Source organism: Cellulomonas sp. KU4C (assembly GCF_056868065.1).
Genome location: NZ_CP200322.1, coordinates 2037305 through 2057224, shown reverse-complemented (window position 1 = coordinate 2057224; position 19920 = coordinate 2037305). Strand labels below are relative to the sequence as shown.

Here is a 19920-nt window from a genome sequence, read left to right as displayed (position 1 = left end):
CCGTGCAGCACCACGACCTGACCGACGGCTGGACCGTCACGCCCACCGCCGGCCCCGTCCCGGCGGGCATCGGCACCCTCGACGCGGCCGTCCCCGGCTCCGTGCACACGGACCTGCTCGCCGCGGGCCTGATCCCCGACCCGTACCTCGACGCGCACGAGGACGCCGTGCGCTGGCTGCACGACACCGACTGGCAGTACGAGCGCGGCCTGACCCTGGCGCCCGCGGCGGACGGCGAGCGCGTCGACCTCGTGCTCGACGGCGTCGACACCGTCGCCACCGTCGCGGTCGGCACCCGCGTGCTGGGCGCGTCCGCCAACATGCACCGGTCCTACCGCTACGACGTGCGCGACCTCGCCGACGGCCGCTCCCGGCTGCTCACCGTCGACCTGCGGTCCGCGACCGCCTACGGCGACGAGCTCCGCGACGCCCTCGGCGCCCGGCCGTCCGCCTACAGCCCCCGGCCGTTCAACTTCGTCCGGAAGATGGCCTGCTCGTTCGGCTGGGACTGGGGGCCCGACCTGCGGACCCTCGGGCTGTGGAAGCCCGTGCGCGTCGAGCGCTGGTCCGTCGCACGGCTCGCGCGGGTCCGGCCGCTCGTCGCGCTCGACCCCGACGGCACCGGCCGCGTCGCCGTGCACGTCGACGTCGAGCGCTCGGGCCTGGCGCCCGCCGGCCCGCTGACCGTGCGGGCGACGGTGCTCGGGGTGTCGGCGTCGGTCGAGGTCCCCGCGGGCGCGGACACCGCCGCCGTCGAGCTCGCCGTCCCCGACGCCCCCGTGTGGTGGCCCGTCGGGCACGGCGCGCAGCCGCTCGCCGACCTGGAGGTGACGCTGGCTGCCGACGCGCCGTCCGCCGACGCGCCGCTCGCCGGCGCGCCGCTCGACACCTGGCGGCGCCGGATCGGGTTCCGCTCCGTCGTGCTGGACACCGCCGACGACGAGCACGGCACCCGGTTCACGCTCGTCGTCAACGGCCGGGCGGTCGACGTGCGCGGCGCCAACTGGATCCCCGACGACCACCTGGTCACCCGGATCACCCGCGAGCGCCTCGACGCCCGGCTGGACCAGGCGCTCGGCGCGCACCTCAACCTGCTGCGCGTCTGGGGCGGCGGGATGTACGAGTCCGAGGACTTCTACGCCGCGTGCGACGAGCGCGGGCTGCTCGTCTGGCAGGACTTCCTGCTGGCCTGCGCCGCCTACCCCGAGGAGGAGCCGCTGCGCTCCGAGATCGAGGCCGAGGCGCGGGAGAACGTCGTCCGGCTGATGCCGCACCCCTCGCTCGTGCTCTGGAACGGCGGCAACGAGAACCTGTGGGGCCACGAGGACTGGGGCTGGAAGCAGGAGCTCGGCGACGCCACCTGGGGCCGGTGGTACGCCGCGGAGCTGTTCCCCGCCGTGCTCGCCGAGCTCGACCCGACCCGGCCGTACGCGACGAACAGCCCGTTCACGCCCCGCCGCGACCCCGAGGACGTGCACCCCAACGACCCGGACCACGGCTCGCACCACCAGTGGGAGGTGTGGAACCGCGTCGACTACACCGTGTACCGCTCGGAGATCCCCCGGTTCTGCTCGGAGTTCGGCTTCCAGGGACCGCCCGCCTGGCGCACCCTGACCGAGTCGGTGCACGCCGCCGACGGCGGGCCTCTCGCCGACGCGCCCGCCCCGCAGGAGGACCCGGTGTTCCTCGTGCACCAGAAGGCCGAGGACGGCAACGGCAAGCTCGACCGCGGCATGGCCCCGCACCTCGGGGTGCCCGCCGACTTCGCGGACTGGCACTGGGCGGCCCAGCTCAACCAGGCCCGCGCGGTCCGGCACGCCGTCGAGCACTACCGGTCCTGGTGGCCGCGCACCGCCGGCTGGATCGTGTGGCAGCGTCAACGACTGCTGGCCCGTCACCTCCTGGGCGGCCGTCGACGGCGCCGGGCGGCCCAAGCCGCTGTGGTTCGCCCTGCGCGCGGCCGGCGAGCCCCGCGCGGTGTTCCTCACCGAGCGCGACGACGTGCTGCACGTGGTCGTCACCAACGACACCGACGAGCCGTGGACCGGCACCGCCGAGGTCCGGCGCGAGTCCCTGGTCGGTGTCGTCGCCGCGGCCGCGCACCTGCCCGTCGAGGTCGCGCCGCGGTCCGTGGCCGTGCTGCCCGTCCCCCGCGACGTCGCCACCCCCGGCGACCCGGCGGCGGAGGTCGTCCTCGCGCGGTGCGGCACCGGGCCCGACGCCCGGCTCGCCACGTGGACCGCCGTCGAGGACGTCGACCTGCACCTCGACCCGGACGCCGTGCGCGCCACCGCCGCCCGGGAACCCGGCGGTTACCGCGTCGACGTCGTCGCCCGGTCCTACGCCGCCGACGTCACGCTGCACGTCGACCGGCTCGCCGCCGACGCCACCGTGGACCGGGCCCTCGTCACCCTGCCCGCCGGTGAGCGCGCCACGTTCCACGTCCGCACCGCGGAGGTCCTCGACCTCGCGGCGCTCGTCGCCGCGCCCGTGCTGCGGTCCGCGAACGACCTGCGGGGCGTCGCGCAGCGCGAGATCCCGCAGGACCTCGGCGCCGCACCGGCTCCGCTCGAGGCCGAGGCCGTCCGGTGACCGCGCCCCGCCGGTTCCCGCCGGACTTCCTCTGGGGCGCCGCGACGGCCGCGTACCAGATCGAGGGCGCGGTCACCGCCGACGGCCGCGGCCCGTCGATCTGGGACACGTTCTCCCGCACCCCCGGCGCCGTGCTGAACGGCGACACCGGCGACACCGGGACCGACCACTACCACCGCCTCGACGAGGACGTGGCGCTGATGGCCGACCTCGGGCTGCGCGCCTACCGGTTCTCCGTCGCCTGGCCGCGCGTCCAGCCCACCGGCCGCGGCCCCGCCGAGCAGCGCGGGCTCGACCTGTACCGCCGGCTCACCGACCGGCTGCTGGACCGCGGCATCGCGCCCGTCGTCACCCTGTACCACTGGGACCTGCCGCAGCCGCTGGAGGACGCCGGCGGGTGGCCCGAGCGCGACACCGCCTGGCGGTTCGCCGACTACGCCGGCCTCGTCGCCGACGCCCTCGGCGACCGGGTGCACCTGTGGACCACCCTCAACGAGCCCTGGTGCTCCGCGTACCTCGGGTACTCGTCGGGCGAGCACGCCCCCGGCGTCCAGGACCCCGCGCGGGCGCTCGCCGCCGTGCACACGCTCAACCTCGCGCACGGCCTCGGGGCCCGGGCCGTCCGGGACGCCGCCGGGGACGACGCACCGGTGTCGATCACCCTCAACCTCGAGGTGAACCGCGCCGCCACCGACGACCCCGCCGACGTCGCCGCCAAGGACCGGCTGGACCGCGTCGCCAACGAGGTGTTCCTCGGGCCGCTGCTCGACGGCGCCTACCCCGACGGGGTCGTCGAGGAGACCGCGCACCTCACCGACTGGTCGTTCGTGCGGGACGGCGACCTCGACCTGGTGCACACCCGCCTCGACGCGCTGGGGGTCAACTACTACACGACGTCCCTGGTCCGCGCCGCGACCGGGCCCGCGACCGCCCCCGCGCACGGCCGCGCGTCCGCGGAGCAGCGGCCGCCCGCCGACGTCGCCACCGGCGTCGAGTGGCTCCCCCAGGCCGGACCGCACACCGCGATGGACTGGCTCGTCGACCCCGCCGGGTTCACCGAGCTGCTGGTGTCCCTGCACCGGCGGCGGCCCGACCTGCCGCTGTACGTCCTCGAGAACGGCGCCGCGTACCCCGACGTCGTCACCCCCGACGGCCGGGTGCACGACGCCGAGCGGGTCGCGTACCTGCACGCGCACGTCGAGGCCCTCGGGGCGGCGATGGACGCCGGCGCGGACGTGCGCGGGTACATGGCGTGGTCGCTGATGGACAACTTCGAGTGGGCGTTCGGGTACGAGCGGCGGTTCGGGCTCGTGCACGTCGACTACCCGACGATGACCCGCACCGTGAAGGACTCCGGGCACTGGTACCGGCGGCTCGCGACGACGGGCGAGCTTCCGGCGGTGGACATGGACGCGGCGGAGGTGGACGCGGCGGAGGTGGACGCGGCGGAGGTGGACGCGGCGGAGGTGGACGTGGTGGCGGTGGACGTGGTGGCGGTGGACGCGGAGGCGCCGGCCCGCTGATCCCCGCGGCGGTCCGGCCCCTCGTCAGAACGGCGGCGGGCCGAACCGCTCGTCCTGCCGCGGCGACCAGCCGGGTGGCGGCGCGGGGTCGCGTCCCGGCTCGACGGTGTAGACCTGCCCGGTCGGGGTGACCCAGCGGAACCGTCCCGGCTCGACCTGGGTCAGCCGAAAGCCGCCGGTGGTCTTCAGCAGGTGGTCGCGCCGGCAGAGCAGCCCGAGGTTGTCGGCGCTGGTGGTCCCGAGCGGGCAGGCGTCCGCGTCCGCCTGCCCGGGCTGCGCCGGCTGCCCGGGCTGCCGGTGGTACTCGCGGGTGTGGTCGACGTCGCAGCAGCGTGCGGGCGCGGAGCAGCCCGGCCGGACGCAGGTGCGGTCGCGGGTCCGGACGTGCTCGTCGAGCGCGGCGGTCGGCCGGTAGCGGGTGCGCCCGAGGTCGAGCAGCGAACCGGACAGCGGGTCGGTGACCAGGCGCCGCCACACCCCGCCGACCGCGAGCGCCCGGGCCGTCGCGGCGTCGACGGGGCCGTACCCGGCGAGCTCGCCGGGCTGGTCGTCGACGCCCATGAGCGTGCTGAACGGCACGGTGACGTGGACGGTCGTCGTGGGGCGGCGTCGGCGCGAGGGGCAGGTCTCGTCGGCGAGGTCGCCGGGGTGCTCGACGTCGGCCGCCGTCACGCCCGCGAGGGCCACCCCGTCCACCAGCACCGCGTGCGGCGCGGCGGCGTCGTCGGCGTCGGGCGGGGCAGAGGCAGGCACGGCAGAGGCGGGAGTCGCGTAGCCCGGAAGACCGGCGTCGGGCACGGCGAAGGCAGACCCGGCTCCGCCCCGCCCGGCGGCGACGTCCCCGGTACAGGCACCGCCCGGCCCGGCGGCGACGTCCCCGGAAGCCGCGACGGTCGGCAGCGCCGCCGCGCACGCGCGGTGCAGCACGAGGTCGGTGAGCCCGTCGGCGCGCAGCTGGTCGACCGTGCGCGGGTCGCCGGCGGCGCGCGCGGTGCGGGCCGCCGCGTCGAGGGTCGTGTGGATCCGGGCGGCGTCGGGCGCCGCGAGCACGGCGGTCAGCCGCGCCATCCCGTCGGGCAGCGCGCGCGGTCGCTCCACGCACCGCCGGGTGCGCGCGTGCTGCCGGCGCGCCGCGGCCTCGGCCGGGTCGACGGTGATCAGCGCGCGGTCCACGTCCGCGGCGAGCTGCGTGGCCGTGCGCCCCGGCGCGGCGGGCAGCACCGCCTCCTGCACGTCGAGCGTCACGGGGACGGGCAGGCCGGCCAGCCGGTCGACGAGGACACCGGCGCGCGTCGCGTCGATCTGCCCGCGGGCGAGCGCCGCACCCGTGTCGCCGAGGTCGCGGTCGAACGCGAGCCCCTGCCGCAGCAGCCGCCGGCCCTGCCGCCGCGACCACGCCAGGCGCATCGCGACCTCCTCGGGCGTGACCGTCTTCTCCCCCTCGGGGATCCGACCCCGCCCGAGCACGGGGTGCATGGACGCGCGCCGGTCCAGCAGCGCCGTGTACCGGGCGGCGCAGGCGTGGGCCCACGCGGCCTGCCGGACGGCGGCGTCGACGAGCTCCACGAGGTCGGCGTCGGACACGTCCGCCGGGTCGATCAGGGTGAGCAGCTCGGCGAGCTCCGGGCCGGGCGCGACGGCGGCCACGTCCGGCGCGGGCGCGTGCGGTCCGGTCTGCCGCGGACGCGCGACGGCCTCCGCCTCGGGATCGGTCTCGTGGAACGGGAAGCGCGTCATCGGGTCGGGTGCCGTGCCCGCCCCCACGGCGCGTGCCCACCGCCCGCGCGCACCCGCACCCGCCCCCGCACCCGCAGCACGACCGGACCGGCCGCCGCGGCTCCCGAGGGCGCGCGACGACCGGACGGCGGCGTGTCGTCGCAGGTCAACGGGCATGAAGCCACCCTAGGACCGACCACTGACACGCCCCCGCGGCCCCACCCCTTGCCGCCGCGCACCCCGGGGTCCACGATGCTCGCTGACACGGCCGCGGCCGTCGGCCCCGCCGGCGCCCGCACCGCCGCGCCGCCCCGTCCCTGCCCGCTCCCGGAGGCGCCGTGCCCACGCTCGAGCTCATCGTCGTCGTCCTCGTCGCCCTGCTCGTCGGCACGGCCCTGGGCCGGCGCCTGCACGTCGCCCCGCCGCTGGTCCTGCTGGTGCTCGGCCTGGCGCTCGGGTTCGTCCCGGCGTTCCGGGGCTGACCGTGCCGCCCGAGCTCGTGCTGCTGGTCGTCCTGCCCGCGCTGCTCTACTGGGAGAGCCTGACGACGTCGCTGCGGGAGATCCGGGCGAACCTGCGGGTGATCGTCCTGGTCAGCGTCCTGCTCGTGCTGCTCACCGCCGGCGCCGTCGCCGTCGTGCTGCACGCCCTGGGCGTCCCGTGGGGGCCCGCGTGGATCCTCGGCGGGGTGCTCGCGCCCACGGACGCGACCGCCGTCGCGGGGGTCGCCCGCGGGATGCCGCGCCGGACGCTGACCACGCTGCGCGCCGAGAGCCTGGTGAACGACGGCACCGCCCTGGTGATCTACGCGATCGCGGTGCACGCCGTCGCCGAGCCGGTCACCGGCGGCTACCTGGCCGGGCGGTTCGCGGTGTCCTACCTCGGCGGGGCCGCGGCGGGCGTCGCCGTGTGGTGGCTGGCGGTGCAGCTGCGGGAGCGGGCGCGCGAACCGCTGCAGCAGAGCGTCGTCAGCCTGCTCACGCCGTTCGCGGCGTTCCTGCTCGCGGAGCTCGTGCACGCCTCCGGCGTCCTGGCCGTCGTCGTCGCGGGCCTGCTGATCAGCCAGAGCGGTCCGCGGGTCATCCCGGCGGCCGCCCGCGTGCAGTCGCAGTCGTTCTGGGCGGTGGTGAGCCACGTCCTGAACGGCGGGCTGTTCGTGCTGGTCGGGATGCAGCTCATCACGGCCGCCGACGGGCTGTCCTCGACCGACACCTGGCACGCCGTGGGCTGGACGGCCGCCGCGTTCGTCGCGGTCATCGGCACGCGGCTGCTGTGGTTCCACACCACGCCCTACGTCATCCGCGCGATCGACCGCCGCCCGGTCCAGCGCACCCGCCGGGTGGGCTGGCGGCACCGGATGCCGAGCGCCTGGGCCGGGTTCCGCGGTGCGGTGTCGCTGGCCGCGGCGCTGGGTGTCCCCGAGACGACGGCCGACGGGGCGCCGTTCCCGGGGCGCGACGTGATCGTCTTCGTCACGGGCGGCGTGATCCTCGCGACGCTCCTCGTGCAGGGCCTCACGCTGCCGGCCGTGGTGCGCTGGGCGCGGCTGCCCGCCGACGACGCGCTCGAGGACGAGCGGCACGAGGCCGAGGTGGCCGCCACCCGCGCCGCGCTCGAGGCCCTGCCCGCCGAGGCGGACCGGCTCGGCCTGGGCGGGAAGATCGTCACGAAGCTCGAGGCCGAGTACCGGATGCACGCCGAGGCGCTGGAGCAGACCGACGACGACACCGCCGGCGGGCGGGCCCGGGAGCGGGACTTCGAGGCCCTGCGCCTGGCCGTGCTCGCCCACAAGCGCGCCGCGGTCGTGCGGCTGCGCGACGAGCAGCGGATCGACGACATCGTGCTGCGCGAGGTGCAGGCCCAGCTGGATGCCGAGGAGGTCCGGCTCACCCGCGGCGCGCTCGCCCCGGAGTAGCCCCACCGCAGGCGCCCGCGCGCACGGCCCAGCGCACGGCCCAGCGCACGGCCCCCGAGCGGGTGTCGGTGGGTGGCGGCACGATGGCGGCATGCTGCTCGCCGACGTCGCCGCCACCTCCGCCGCCCTCGCGGCGACGCGCTCCCGCCTGGCCAAGCGCGCGCTGCTCGTCGACCTGCTGCGCCGCACCGGACCCGACGAGGTGCCCGTCGTCGCCCGGTACCTGGGCGGCCAGCTCCGGCAGCGGCGCACGGGACTCGGCTGGCGGTCGCTGCGGACGCTGCCCGAGCCGGCGGCCGACCCGACGCTGGACGTGCTCGCGGTGGACGCCGCGTTCGAGCGGATGGCGGGGCTGTCCGGCACCGGCTCGTCGACCGCGCGCGCCGCCGCGGCGACCGAGCTGTTCGGGGCCGCGACCGCCCCTGAGCAGCACCTGCTCGCGGGCCTGGTCTCGGGCGAGCTGCGCCAGGGCGCCCTCGACGCGCTGCTGCTCGACGCGGTCGCCGAGGCCGCGGGCGTCCCCGTCGCGGAGGTCCGGCGCGCCGCGATGCTGGCCGGCGCCACCGAGCCCGTCGCGGCGGCCGCCCTCGCCGCTCCCGACGCCGCCGCCGCGAGCGCCGCCCTCGCCGCGTTCGGCCTGACGGTCGGCCGCCCGGTGCGCCCGATGCTCGCGGCGTCCGCGCCCGACGTCGCCACCGCGGTCGCGGGGTTCGGCGGCCGCGCGGTGGTGGTGGACGCGAAGCTCGACGGCATCCGGATCCAGGTGCACCGCGACGGCGACGACGTCCGCGTGTTCACGCGAAGCCTCGACGACCTCACCGACCGCGTCCCGGAGGTCGTCGCCGCCGTCCGCGCCCTGCCGGTGCGGTCGGTGGTGCTCGACGGCGAGGCGCTGGCGGTCGGGCCCGACGGCCGGCCCCGGCCGTTCCAGGAGACCGCCGCCCGCAGCGCCACCCGTGACGCCGACGTCGCGGCGGCGACCACCCTGCACCCGTTCTTCTTCGACGTCCTGCACGTCGACGGCCGCGACCTGCTCGACGCGCCGCTGACCGAGCGGCTCGCCGCGCTCGACGCCGTCGCCGCGGGGCACGGCGTCGAACGGCTGACCACCGACGACCCGGCGCGGGCGCAGGACGCGTTCGCCGGATGGGTGGCAGCGGGCCAGGAGGGCGTGATCGTCAAGGACGCCGACGCGCCCTACGAGGCGGGCCGGCGCGGCGGCGCGTGGGTGAAGGTCAAGCCGCGGCACACCCTCGATCTGGTGGTGCTCGCGGTCGAGCGCGGGTCGGGCCGACGCGCGGGGTCGCTGTCGAACATCCACCTCGGCGCCCGGGACCCGGCGGGCGGGTTCGTCATGCTCGGCAAGACGTTCAAGGGCATGACCGACGAGGTGCTGGCGTGGCAGACCGCACGGTTCCGCGAGCTCGAGGTCGCCGACGACGGCTGGACGGTCACGGTGCGCCCGGAGCAGGTCGTCGAGGTCGCGTTCGACGGGGTGCAGCGCTCGCCCCGCTACCCGGGCGGGGTCGCGCTGCGGTTCGCGCGGGTGCTCCGGTACCGGGACGACCGGGCCGCGGGCGAGGCGGACACGATCGACGCGGTGCGCGCGCTGGCGGCGCCCGAGAACATCTAGGACCAAGGTCCTATCTCACCCGGGACCTCCCGCCGATGGGACGGACGCGGGGCGCAGGGGGCGCCCCCTGTTCCCCGGAGACTCCTGTGCACACCACCACCAGCACCGCCCGCCCGTCGCTCGCCGCCTGGGTGCGCGACCGCGGGGTCAGCACCCGGGTCGTCGCGGCCGTCCTCGTCGCCGCTGCCGTCGGCATCGCAGTCGGCCTGATCGGCATCTCGGCGCTGTCCACCACCAACGCGGCCACGACCGCGATGTACGAGCAGAGCTTCACCGGCCTGCAGCACGCCGCGACCATGCGCCGCGCGATGATCCAGATGCGGCTGGACCTCACCAACCACGCCCTGAGCACCGACGACACGGTGATGGGCCAGATGGAGGACCGGATCGCCGCGAGCGAGGCCGAGCTGCACGACGCCGTCACGGCGTACGGCGCGCTGGACCTCGACGATGCGGAACGCGCCGCCCTCGCCGACTTCGAGACCGCGCTCGCGCAGTACCTCGAGATCCGCGACGACCAGATGCTGCCCGCGAGCCGCGCGGGCGAGCTCGCGACGTTCGCCGAGGTCCGCGACACCGTCGCCCAGCCGGTCATCGACGCCATGACGTCGTCCGTGACCACGCTGGTCGAGGGCGAGGAGGCGGCTGCCTCCGCCGCGGCCGAGCACGCCACCGCCGCCTACCAGGACAGCCGGACGACCGTCGTCGCGGTGCTGGTCGTCGGCATCGCGCTGGCCGTCGGGCTGGGGCTGCTGGTCGCCCGGTCGATCGTCCGGGGTCTGCAGCGGGTCCGCCGGGTCGCGGACGCCCTCGAGCGCGGCGACCTCACCGTCACCGCCGGGCTGACGTCCCGCGACGAGGTCGGCCTCATGGGCTCGGCGCTCGACACGGCCGTCGGCACGCTCCGGGAGGTGCTCGGCACCATCGACGCGTCGTCGGGCACCCTCGCCTCCGCCGCGGAGCAGATGTCCGCGACCAGTGGGCAGATCGCGGCGTCCGCCGAGGAGACCGCCGCGCAGGCCGGCGTGGTGTCCGCCGCCGCCGAGCAGGTGTCGCGGAACATCCAGACGGTCGCCGCCGGCTCCGAGGAGATGGGCGCGAGCATCGAGGAGATCGCCCGCAGCGCGTCCCGGGCGGCGGAGGTCGCCGGTCGCGGGGTCGCCGCGGTGGGCACCACCACCGCGACGATGGACCGCCTCGACGAGTCGAGCAAGGAGATCGGCAACGTCGTCAAGATGATCACGTCGATCGCCGAGCAGACGAACCTGCTGGCGCTGAACGCGACCATCGAGGCCGCGCGTGCGGGTGAGGCGGGCAAGGGGTTCGCGGTCGTGGCCGGGGAGGTCAAGGAGCTCGCCCAGGAGACGGCGAAGGCCACCGAGGACATCGCCCGCCGCGTCGAGTCGATCCAGGTCGACACCCGCGGCGCGGTCGCGGCGATCGACGAGGTCGCGGGCATCATCACGCAGATCAACGACTTCCAGCTGTCGATCTCCAGCGCCGTCGAGCAGCAGACGGCGACGACCTCCGAGATGAACCGCAGCGTCGTGGAGGCGGCGAGCGGCTCCGGCGAGATCGCCGCCAACATCGCCGGGGTGGCGGGCGCGGCCGACCTCACCACGCAGGGTGCGGCGGACTCCCGGCACGCCGTGACGTCCCTGGCCGAGATGTCCACCGAGCTGCAAGGGGCTGGTGGGGCGGTTCCGGGTCTGAGACGGGCGCGGGTCAGGGCCGGTCGGACGCCAGCGGCCGACCGCCCTGGCCCCGCTCCATCCAGTCCCCCGGGTCGGCGACGCCGTGCCAGCCCAACCGCTCGTACAGGGCGCGCCCGTCGGCGGACGCCTTCAGCACGACGCGCTTCAGGCCGAGCGGCTCCAGGTCCGCCAGCACCCCGGCGACGAGCAGGCGACCGAGGCCCCGCCCCCGGTGCTCCGGCGCCACGACGACGTCCGCGAGCCACGCGAACGTGACCCCGTCCGTGATGACGCGCGCGTAGGCGACCTGCTCCCCCGTCGCCGTCAGGTGCACGCCGTAGTTGCGGGAGCCCGCCATCGCCGCGTCGTGGGTCTCCCGGGTGCGGGTCGCGGCCCAGTACGTGTGCTCGACCAGCAGGGCGTGGACCCGCTCCGGGTCGATCCGGGCCGGGTCGGCCGAGAACGCGTAGCCGTCGGGGGCGGCAGGTGTGGACACGCGCGGTAGTCAACCACCCGGCCCACCGCGACGGGTAGACCGCCCGCGCCCGCACGCTCACGCCCGTGCACGACGAAGGCCCGGACCGTGTGGTCCGGGCCTTCGTCACCGATCTGCATCGGCCTGTGTAGCGGGGACAGGATTTGAACCTGCGACCTCTGGGTTATGAGCCCAGCGAGCTGACCGAGCTGCTCCACCCCGCGTCGGTGAACACCACGCTACGCGACCCCCGGGCCAGGACCAACTCGGGCGGGGGTGACGGTCGACACGTCGGTCCGGGGAGGCGCGCCCGCGACGTTCGTCCCGGCGGCTTGCTCCACCCGGTTCTAGCGTCGTCGGCAGGCGACCGACTCCGTCGGACGTGACCCACGACGAGAGGACAGCCAGTGACCAGCACCAAGGACCGCAGGCCCTGGTTCGGCCCCAAGCGGTTCGGCATCGGCGTCGGTCCCCGGACCTGGCAGGGGTGGGTGGTCGTGCTCGTCGCGGCGGTGGCTGTGGTCGCGCTCGCCGCCGCCGTGTGAACGGTGGGCCCGAGCCGGATGGTGCACGGCCCTGCATGAGAGCGACGAACGCGGGTGCGCCGACGACGAAGGCCCGGACCGTGTGGTCCGGGCCTTCGTCACCGATCTGCGTCGGCCTGTGTAGCGGGGGCAGGATTTGAACCTGCGACCTCTGGGTTATGAGCCCAGCGAGCTGACCGAGCTGCTCCACCCCGCGTCGGTGACTCCTACGTTACGCCAGGGTGACGTCAGGTCCAAATCGCGGCGGCGGGCCGGCTCCCCGAGGGGAACCGGCCCGCCGCCGTGCGTGCTGCGTGCTCAGGAGCCCGGGTTGAGCTCCTGGTCCGCGGCGACCGCGTCGTTCAGCGCCTGCTGCAACGCCTCCTGGGCCCGGCCGTAGGCGGCGAAGTCGCCGTCGGCGAGCGCGGCCTGACCGTCCTGGATGGCCTGGTTCGCCGCGTCGAGCGCGGTGGACAGGCGCGTCGCCGCGTCGCCCGGGGTGGCCGGCGCGGTGGCGCCGTCCGTGGGCTCGGCCGACGGGCTGGGCTCGGGCTCGGTGCCGTCGCCCTCCCCCTGGCTCGCGTCCGGGGGCTCGATCTCGTTGCCGGCGTCGCCGGCCGCGGTCCCGTCGTCCCCGCCGAACACCTGGTCCAGCGCCTCGTCGAGGGTGCTGGCGAACCCGATCTCGTCGCCGAACGCCACCAGCACCCGCTGGAGCAACGGGAACTGCGTGCCGCTGGACGCCTGGACGTAGACCGGCTGCACGTACAGCAGGCCGCCGCCGACGGGCAGGGTCAGCAGGTTGCCGCGGATGACCTCGGAGTCGCCGCGGCCGAGGATGTTGAGCTCGTTCGACACCTCGGGGTTGGAGGTGAAGTTGTTGTTCATCTGGTTCGGCCCGGGGACCGTGGAGTCGCGTGGCAGCTCCAGCAGCCGGATCTTGCCGTAGCCCTCCGCCGGCTCACCCGCCGTCGACCCCGCTTCCGCGTCGACCGCGAGGTACCCGGTCAGCACGTCACGGGCGTTGCCACCCGCGGGCACGTAGGACGACATGAGCGAGAACGAGGCGCTGTCCTGCGAGGGCATCTCCAGCGTCAGGTAGTACGGCGGCTGCGCGACGTTCGCGTCGCCGGCCGTCGGGTCGTTCGGGGTCCGCCACGCGTCGTTGCCGGAGAAGAACTGGCCCGGGTCGGTCACGTGGTAGGTCCCGAGCAGGGTGCGCTGCACCTTGAACAGGTCCTCGGGGTACCGGATGTGGCTCATCAGGTCGGCGCTGATCTCGGAGACCGGCTCCAGCGAGGTGTCGAACACCTTGCTCCACGACTGCAGGACCGGGTCCTCGGCGTCCCACGCGTACAACGTGACGCTGCCGTCGTAGGCGTCGACCGTGGCCTTGACCGAGTTGCGGATGTAGTTCACGGTGGCGGGCTGCTGCGCCTCGATGGTGTTCGAGGTCAGGGTGAGGGAGTCGACCGTGGCCTCCTCCAGCGCCTGCGACGCGGAGTACGGGTACTGGTCGGACGTCGTGTAGCCGTCGACGATCCACTTCACACGGCCGTCCACGACCGCCGGGTACACGCGGCCGTCGAGCGTCAGGTACGGGGCGACCTTCTGGACGCGGTCCGTGGGGTCGCGGTCGTAGAGGATCTGCGACTCGGACGTGACGCGGTCGGAGAACAGGATCTGCTCGGACCCGAACTTGATCGAGTAGAGCAGCTTGTTCCACATCGACCCGATGGCCGGGCCCGCGGAGACCTCGTCGGTCGGGAACGAGGTGTTCACGGCGCCGCCGGACTCGTCGTCCGGGTAGTCGAGCTCCCACTCCTGACCCTCGGGGGCGCCGACGATCGAGTAGCTCGGCGAGCTCTGGCCGAAGTAGATCCGCGGCTCGTACTCGCCCATCTGGCCGGTGGACGGGATGCCGCCCTGCCAGAACTCGGGCGCGCCGGTCGACGTCGTGGTGTTGCCGTAGGCCGCGACGACGCCGAAGCCGTGCGTGTAGACGGTGGTGTCGTTGGTCCAGTTGCGGCGCTGGACGTCGAGGCCCTCGAGGTCGAGCTCGCGGACCGCGATCACGGTGTCGCGGCTCTCGCCCTCGATCTCGTACCGGTCGACGGACAGCGTGTCGGGGAAGGAGTAGAACCCGCGGACCTGCTCGAGCTGGCGGAACGAGTTCGAGACCTCCTGCGGGTCGAGCAGGCGGATCGACGCGGTCGTCTCCGCGTACTCGCGCAGCGCGCCGGGCTCGGCGGTGACGTTCGCGTCGTACGGCGAGGTCTCCACGTCCTCCAGCCCGTACGCCGCGAGGGTCGCGTCGATGTTGCGCTGGATGAACTCGGACTCGGCGTCCTGCTGGTTCGGGTTCACCTGGAACCGCTGCACGACCGCCGGGTAGATGCCGCCGATGACGACCGCCCCGACGACCATGACGCCGACGCCGATGGCCGGGATCTTCCAGGTGCCGCGGATCGCGGTGATGACGAACATGACCGCGACCAGCAGCGCGACGACCGCGAGGATCTGCTTGGACGGGATGACCGCGTTGACGTCCGTGTACGAGGCGCCGGCGAACCGGTCGCCCTCCTGCGTGAGGATCGAGTACTGGTCGAGCCAGTAGTTCGCGGCGACGAGGACCAGCAGCACCGCGCCGGTCACCGACAGCTGCACGCGCGCGGCCTTGGTCACCCGCGGGGTGCCCGCGGAGCCGCCGACGCGGAACCCGCCGTAGAGGTACTGGGTGGCGACGCCGGCGATGCCCGCGAGCACCGTCACGGCCATGAGGAAGCTCACGACGAACCGCATGCCCGGCAGCTCGAACATGTAGAAGGACAGGTCGATGCCGTACTGGGCGTCGACCTCCCCGACGTGGGTGCTGTGCAGCCACAGCTGCACGGTGCTCCACTGCTGCGACGCGGCGATGCCCGCGAACAGGCCGAGCACGGCGGGACCGGCGAACAGCACGACGCGGCGCAGCGGCTCGACGGCCTCGCGGTACGCGTCCAGGCTGGCCTGCTCCTGGTTGGACGGGGCGTAGACCGGGCGGCTGCGGTACCCGATCGCGAGGCTGGCGAACACGGCGCCGGCCATGATCAGGAACGCCGCGACGAACAACGCGGCGCGGGTCAGCCACTGGGTCCACAGGACCTCGGAGAAGCCGAGCTGGTCGAACCACATCACCTCGGTCCAGAGCTGGGCGAGGATCAGCACCGCCAGCACGACGACGGCGAGCACCGCGACGGTGATCGCGATCGGGCTGGGGCGCCGACGGGCGGACGCTCCTCGGGGGGGCCGGGGCGGGCGTGGCCCCCGGGGCTGCTGGGCGGACGGGTTGGCGAAGGTCACGGCCTGGAGGTCCTCGTCGTCGGGTACGGGTCACGCGCGCGGCGGCGGCTGCTCAGATCCTCACACCCGGCGCACACGCTGGTCACAACGCGTCAGGGGCCGCAGGGGTTCCCGCGCCGGGGTGGGAGGATGGCGCACGTGACGCAGACGCCCGCCAGCCCCGCCCCCGACGACCGTACCGACGCCGCCGCCGCGCCCGGCACGGCACCCGGCGCGCCCGCGGTCCCGCCCGCCCAGGCCGCGCTCGCGGAGGCCGTCGTCGAGATCGAGCGGCACGTCGCCACCGGCGGCTGGGACGGCCCCGTGCGGGTGTTCGCCCTGGTCAGGACCCAGGCGGCGCTCGCCGCGGAGCCCGCGCTCGCCGGCCAGCTCCGCCCGACGTGCTCGCCGCCGCGGCCGCCGACCCGCACCACCTCACGTCGGTCGAGCAGGAGGGCCTGCCCGCGAGCGACGACCTCGAGGGCCTGCTCGGCGGGATGGCCTGGCCGGACGGGGTCGACGGCGCTGCGCTCACCGTCGAGCGGATCGTGCTGCCGCCGGAGGCCGAGGAGGGCCTGCCCGACGACGCCGAGGCCGCCGTGGCCGCGCTGCTCGCCCACCCGCAGCGCCAGGACGTGCGCCTCGCGGTCGGTGTGCTGCGCGACGGCACCTCGTGGTGCGCGGTCCGCCAGCGCGCCGCCGACGCGGACGAGGCCGTCGGTCAGGGCGCGGACGTGGTCCCCGGCCTGACCGAGGCGCTGCGGGCGACGTTCGCCTGACGGACCGGCGTCAGCCCGCGGTGCAGGTCGGCAGGTCCCCGGCGTCGCCCGCGCCGATCGCCTCGACGGCCTCGCGGGCCTCGTGCAGCGTCGCGATCCGCACGACCCGCAGGCCGTCCGGCACGTGGTCGACGACCTCGTCGCAGTTGTCCGCGGGCGCGAGGAACCACGCGGCACCGTCCCGCACGGCGCCGGCCATCTTCTGCCGGATGCCGCCGATCGGGCCGACGGCGCCGTTGAGGTCCATCGTCCCGGTGCCGGCGATCACCTGGCCGGCCGCCTCGTCCTCGGGCGTGAGCTTGTCGATGATCCCGAGCGCGAACATCGTGCCCGCGCTGGACCCGCCGATCCGGTCGATCTGGATCTGCACGTCGACCGGCGGGTCGAACGTCGGGTCGATGAAGACGCCGAGCTGGCTCCCGTCGCCGTCCTCGCGCGCGGCGGTGACGACGTCGAGGTCGACCTCGGCGCCGTCGCGCAGCACCCCGAGCGTGACCGTGCTGCCGGGCTCCGTGCCGTCGAGCAGGTCGATCAGCTGCCCGTAGGACGTCAGCGCGGTGCCGTCGAACGACACCAGCACGTCGTCGGGCTGCACGACCCCCGCGGCGCCGCTGCCCTCGACCGCGTCGTGCACGGTCAGGGTGACGGGCACGGTGTAGCCGAGCTCCTCGAGCGCCGCGACCGCCGCGTTCTCCTGCGAGGACACCATCTGGGCCTCGTTCTGCTGGTCGAGCTGCTCCTGCGTGGCGTCCTGGGGGAACACCGTCTCGACGGGGAGCACCAGCCGGTCGGGCGCGACCCAGCCGACGAGCACGCCGAGCACGCTCGCCGGGTAGCCGGGGCCGCCGGTGCTCGACACGGTGGTGAGCCGCAGCTCGCCGGTGGAGTCGAACGTCTCCGCGCCCTCGATCGTGATGAGGGCGGTGTCGTCGTGCGAGCCGAGGGTGTCCAGCGTGGGGCCGGGCGAGTTCACCGCGTACGGCACCGGCAAGAGCAGCAGCACGACGAGCAGCGCGGCGGTCGTGAGCATCCCGACGGTCAGCAGCGCCGCGCGCCGGGAGACCGGCTCGGTCACCGGGGGCTCGGGTGCGGCGGGGGCGTCCGGGAGGGACTCGGGCTGGTCGGGCTCGGCAGGCACCGGACGATCATGCCGCACGCGGATGTGCACCCGGCGTGCGCCCTCAGCGAACCGCGGGGTGCGGGCAGCCGCGACGCACATCCGGTGTGGTTACGGTGGCACCTCGACGAGCCCCGGGAGCACCGATGAGCACCGACGACCCCCGCCAGCCCGAGCCGACCGGCGGCTCCGCCTGGGAGCAGATGCTGCGCCAGATGTTCGGCCCCGGCGCGGACGAGGCCATCGCGCAGATGCGCGCCCAGGGCCTCGACCCGGCCGAGATGGCGAAGGCGTCCGGGCTGCCCGACGACCCGGCCGTGCTCCAGCAGGTCGTCGCCCAGGTGCAGCGGATGCTGTCCGGCAGCGGCGACGGCCCGGTGAACTGGGACGTCGCGCACGACATCGCCCGGCAGGCCGCGGTGACCGGCGGCGACCCGGTGCTCAGCCCCGCGCAGGTCCGCCAGGCGACCGAGGCGCTGGGCGTCGCGGAGCTGTGGCTGGACGCCGCGACCGACCTCCCGCCGGCCGGCGGCCACGTGCGCGCGCTGTCCCGCTCGGAGTGGGTCGAGCAGACGCTGCCGACGTGGCGGACGCTGACCGAGCCCGTCGCCACGTCGATGTCGAACGCCCTGGCCTCGACGCTCGCCGACCAGCTGCCCGAGGGCGACGGCCTGCCCGCGGGGCTCGCGGGCGGCGCCGTCGACCCGGCCGCGATGATGCGCCAGCTCGGCGCGCTGGTGTTCGGGATGCAGGTCGGCCAGGCCGCCGGCTCGCTGTCCCGCGAGGTGTTCGGCCTGACCGACGTCGGCCTGCCGCTGGTCGCCGACCCCGCGACCGCGCTCGTGCCCGGCAACGTGGCGGAGTTCGCCGAGGGCCTGGACGTGCCGCTCGACGAGGTCCGGCTGTTCCTCGCGCTGCGCGAGGCCGCGCACGCCCGGCTCTTCACGCACGTCACCTGGCTGCGCGGCCACCTGCTGACCGCCGTCGACGCCTACGCCCGCGGCATCACCATCGACGTCGAGAGCCTGGAGGAGTCCGTCCGGTCCATCGACCCGACCGACCCCGCCGCGCTGCAGGGCGCCCTGTCGTCCGGCGTGTTCGCCCCGCAGACCACCCCCGAGCAGCAGGCCGTCCTCGGTCGGCTGGAGACGTCGCTCGCCCTCGTCGAGGGCTGGGTCGACGAGGTCACCGCGACCGCCGCGCTCCCCCACCTGCCGCACGCCGTCGCGCTGCGCGAGATGATCCGCCGGCGCCGCGCGGCCGGTGGCCCCGCCGAGCAGACGTTCGCGACGCTGGTCGGCCTGGAGCTGCGGCCGCGCCGGTCGCGCGACGCCGCGGCGCTGTGGGCGCGGATCGCCCGCGAGCAGGGCCCCGAGGCCCGCGACGCCGTCTGGGACCACCCCGACCTGATGCCGACCGCCGAGGACCTGGACGACCCCGCGGGCTACGGCACCCGCCGGGCCGAGGCCGAGGGCGAGCACGCCGACCTCGACAAGGCGCTGGCGGAGATCCTGGGCGAGGACGACGGCACCGGAGAGCCCGAGGGTCCGACCGAGCAGCGCTGACCGGGGCTCAGTCCGCCTCGGACGCCGCCGGCGGACCCTCGTCGGCGTCGGCGCCCGGTCCGTCCAGGGCGCCCGGCTCGTCCGGGGCGCGCTCGGCGAACGCGTAGCCCTCGAGGAACCCGCGGGCCCGCTCGGTCCGGGGGTACGCCTCGAGCTCGGCCCAGAACTCCGGGCCGTGCCCCGCGTGCAGCAGGTGGGTGAGCTCGTGCAGCAGGACGTAGTCGGTCACCCAGGACGGCATGCCGCGCAACCGGTCGGAGATCCGGATGCTCCCGTCGCCGACCGTGCACGACCCCCACCGGCGGCCCTGGTTGGCGGACCACCGCACGCTCGACGGGACGGCACGCCCGCCGAGGTAGCGCGAGGACAGCTCGGCGGCGCGGCGCACCAGCTGGTCGTCCGAGGGGCGGCGCCGCTGCTCCTGGGTGGCGAGGCGGTCGAGCATCCGCCGGACCCACTCGCGCTCCTGCGCGCGGGTGAACCCGGCGGGGATCGCGACGATCGTCTTGCCGGCCTCCCGGTACGCGGTCACGGTCCGGGACCGGCGACGTGAGCGGCGGACCTCCACGGGGCCCGGGTCGGGCGCGGACGAGGGCAGCGTCGAGCGCGCCGGGTCGCCCGGCGCGCTGGTCCCGTGCTCCGTCGACGGCTGCACGACAGGCACGCTAGCGGTTCCGGGCCGGGTTCCGGGCGACGTCCCGCGTGGCGAGCGGGTCCGGACCACGCAGCCCCGTCGGCGGGCACCCCGGGGCGCGCTCCCCGAACCCCCTCCTCGAACGCCCTCCCCCGGCGGTCCCCGGCGTGGATACTGGGCGGGCGCCGGCTCCGGCGCGCCCCGCGCACCAGCTGAGGAGACACCGATGGCCGAGACCTACGCCGGCGAGTTCTACTGCGTGAAGTGCAAGGAGAAGCGCCAGTCGGAGGGCGAGGTCGTGGTCTCCGAGTCCGGCCGCCGGATGGCCAAGGCCGTGTGCCCCGTGTGCGGCACCCGGCTGAACCGGATCCTCGGCAAGGCCTGACGAACCCGACCTGTGGACGACGGCCTCCGGGCCGTCCGCCCGTGCCA

At 75.5% G+C, this 19920-nt stretch carries 16 protein-coding genes, 2 tRNA genes and 1 pseudogene; 12 read left to right on the top strand and 7 right to left on the bottom strand.

From position 1 onward, the window contains the following. Nucleotides 1-2 precede the first annotated feature (2 nt). Genes AC1VL8_RS09820 through AC1VL8_RS09810 form a run of 3 tightly spaced genes read left to right on the top strand, consistent with a single transcriptional unit; the run spans nucleotide 3 to nucleotide 4115 of the window. Nucleotides 3-2426: a glycoside hydrolase family 2 protein gene (locus tag AC1VL8_RS09820; protein WP_483075037.1), complete on the top strand. Its 2424-nt coding sequence runs from the start codon at nucleotides 3-5 to the stop codon at nucleotides 2424-2426. Continuing rightward, entirely contained in the window at nucleotides 2392-2592 is a 201-nt protein-coding gene (locus tag AC1VL8_RS09815; protein ID WP_483075036.1) for a hypothetical protein, read from the top strand. The genes AC1VL8_RS09820 and AC1VL8_RS09815 overlap by 35 nt, the downstream gene beginning before the upstream one ends. Beyond that, nucleotides 2589-4115 carry a GH1 family beta-glucosidase gene (locus AC1VL8_RS09810; RefSeq protein ID WP_483075035.1) on the top strand — a complete coding sequence of 509 codons (1527 nt, stop codon included), beginning with the start codon at nucleotides 2589-2591 and terminating at the stop codon, nucleotides 4113-4115. Before AC1VL8_RS09815 ends, AC1VL8_RS09810 begins: the two co-directional genes overlap by 4 nt. Before the next feature lie 24 nt (nucleotides 4116-4139). Here AC1VL8_RS09810 and AC1VL8_RS09805 read toward each other — a convergent pair whose 3' ends face one another. Beyond that, entirely contained in the window at nucleotides 4140-5852 is a 1713-nt protein-coding gene (locus AC1VL8_RS09805) for an HNH endonuclease signature motif containing protein (RefSeq protein ID WP_483075034.1), read from the bottom strand. A gap of 317 nt (nucleotides 5853-6169) precedes the next feature. Here AC1VL8_RS09805 and AC1VL8_RS09800 point away from each other — a divergent pair, with 317 nt between their 5' ends. The 4 genes and pseudogenes from AC1VL8_RS09800 to AC1VL8_RS09785 form a co-directional block, all read left to right on the top strand. Beyond that, on the top strand, nucleotides 6170-6313 hold the full coding sequence (locus AC1VL8_RS09800) for a hypothetical protein (protein ID WP_483075033.1): 144 nt from the start codon (nucleotides 6170-6172) through the stop codon (nucleotides 6311-6313). Between the two features lie 2 nt (nucleotides 6314-6315). Next, the gene (locus AC1VL8_RS09795; RefSeq protein WP_483075032.1) at nucleotides 6316-7746 is read left to right on the top strand and encodes a Na+/H+ antiporter; all 1431 of its coding nucleotides are present in this window, start codon (nucleotides 6316-6318) and stop codon (nucleotides 7744-7746) included. Nucleotides 7747-7837: 91 nt separating this feature from the next. Continuing rightward, on the top strand, nucleotides 7838-9379 hold the full coding sequence (locus tag AC1VL8_RS09790) for an ATP-dependent DNA ligase (RefSeq protein WP_483075031.1): 1542 nt from the start codon (nucleotides 7838-7840) through the stop codon (nucleotides 9377-9379). Between the two features lie 35 nt (nucleotides 9380-9414). Beyond that, nucleotides 9415-10971: pseudogene (locus tag AC1VL8_RS09785) on the top strand (methyl-accepting chemotaxis protein); the annotation flags it as partial. A 133-nt stretch (nucleotides 10972-11104) separates the two neighbouring features. Here the strand turns inward: AC1VL8_RS09785 and AC1VL8_RS09780 are convergent. Continuing rightward, nucleotides 11105-11431, bottom strand: a complete 327-nt coding sequence (locus AC1VL8_RS09780) for a GNAT family N-acetyltransferase (protein WP_483076226.1) — start codon at nucleotides 11429-11431, stop codon at nucleotides 11105-11107. Here AC1VL8_RS09780 and AC1VL8_RS09775 point away from each other — a divergent pair. After that, nucleotides 11415-11543 carry a hypothetical protein gene (locus AC1VL8_RS09775; RefSeq protein ID WP_483076278.1) on the top strand — a complete coding sequence of 43 codons (129 nt, stop codon included), beginning with the start codon at nucleotides 11415-11417 and terminating at the stop codon, nucleotides 11541-11543. The genes AC1VL8_RS09780 and AC1VL8_RS09775 overlap by 17 nt on opposite strands. A gap of 154 nt (nucleotides 11544-11697) precedes the next feature. Here the strand turns inward: AC1VL8_RS09775 and AC1VL8_RS09770 are convergent. Next, a tRNA-Met gene (locus tag AC1VL8_RS09770) sits at nucleotides 11698-11772 on the bottom strand. Between the two features lie 183 nt (nucleotides 11773-11955). Between AC1VL8_RS09770 and AC1VL8_RS09765 the strand changes: the two genes are divergently transcribed. Continuing rightward, nucleotides 11956-12093 (top strand): hypothetical protein, encoded by a 138-nt coding sequence (locus AC1VL8_RS09765; protein ID WP_483075030.1) that lies wholly within the window; start codon nucleotides 11956-11958, stop codon nucleotides 12091-12093. Between the two features lie 121 nt (nucleotides 12094-12214). Here AC1VL8_RS09765 and AC1VL8_RS09760 read toward each other — a convergent pair. Both AC1VL8_RS09760 and AC1VL8_RS09755 read right to left on the bottom strand, forming a co-directional pair. After that, a tRNA-Met gene (locus tag AC1VL8_RS09760) sits at nucleotides 12215-12289 on the bottom strand. Nucleotides 12290-12390: 101 nt separating this feature from the next. After that, a complete protein-coding gene (locus AC1VL8_RS09755; RefSeq protein WP_483075029.1) occupies nucleotides 12391-15414 on the bottom strand; it encodes a UPF0182 family membrane protein in 3024 nt (1007 codons plus the stop codon). Nucleotides 15415-15794: 380 nt separating this feature from the next. Here AC1VL8_RS09755 and AC1VL8_RS09750 point away from each other — a divergent pair, with 380 nt between their 5' ends. Then, on the top strand, nucleotides 15795-16172 hold the full coding sequence (locus AC1VL8_RS09750) for a PPA1309 family protein (protein ID WP_483075028.1): 378 nt from the start codon (nucleotides 15795-15797) through the stop codon (nucleotides 16170-16172). 10 nt (nucleotides 16173-16182) lie between these two features. Here AC1VL8_RS09750 and AC1VL8_RS09745 read toward each other — a convergent pair whose 3' ends face one another. Beyond that, nucleotides 16183-17310: a YlbL family protein gene (locus AC1VL8_RS09745; RefSeq protein ID WP_483075027.1), complete on the bottom strand. Its 1128-nt coding sequence runs from the start codon at nucleotides 17308-17310 to the stop codon at nucleotides 16183-16185. Nucleotides 17311-17435: 125 nt separating this feature from the next. Between AC1VL8_RS09745 and AC1VL8_RS09740 the strand changes: the two genes are divergently transcribed. Next, the gene (locus tag AC1VL8_RS09740) at nucleotides 17436-18854 is read left to right on the top strand and encodes a zinc-dependent metalloprotease (RefSeq protein ID WP_483075026.1); all 1419 of its coding nucleotides are present in this window, start codon (nucleotides 17436-17438) and stop codon (nucleotides 18852-18854) included. A gap of 7 nt (nucleotides 18855-18861) precedes the next feature. On the opposite strand, the gene AC1VL8_RS09735 is transcribed toward AC1VL8_RS09740, so the two are convergent. After that, on the bottom strand, nucleotides 18862-19422 hold the full coding sequence (locus AC1VL8_RS09735) for a YgjP-like metallopeptidase domain-containing protein (RefSeq protein WP_483076225.1): 561 nt from the start codon (nucleotides 19420-19422) through the stop codon (nucleotides 18862-18864). A gap of 292 nt (nucleotides 19423-19714) precedes the next feature. On the opposite strand from AC1VL8_RS09735, the gene AC1VL8_RS09730 reads away from it, so the two are divergent. Then, nucleotides 19715-19873: a DUF5679 domain-containing protein gene (locus tag AC1VL8_RS09730; protein ID WP_389226359.1), complete on the top strand. Its 159-nt coding sequence runs from the start codon at nucleotides 19715-19717 to the stop codon at nucleotides 19871-19873. Nucleotides 19874-19920 lie beyond the last annotated feature (47 nt).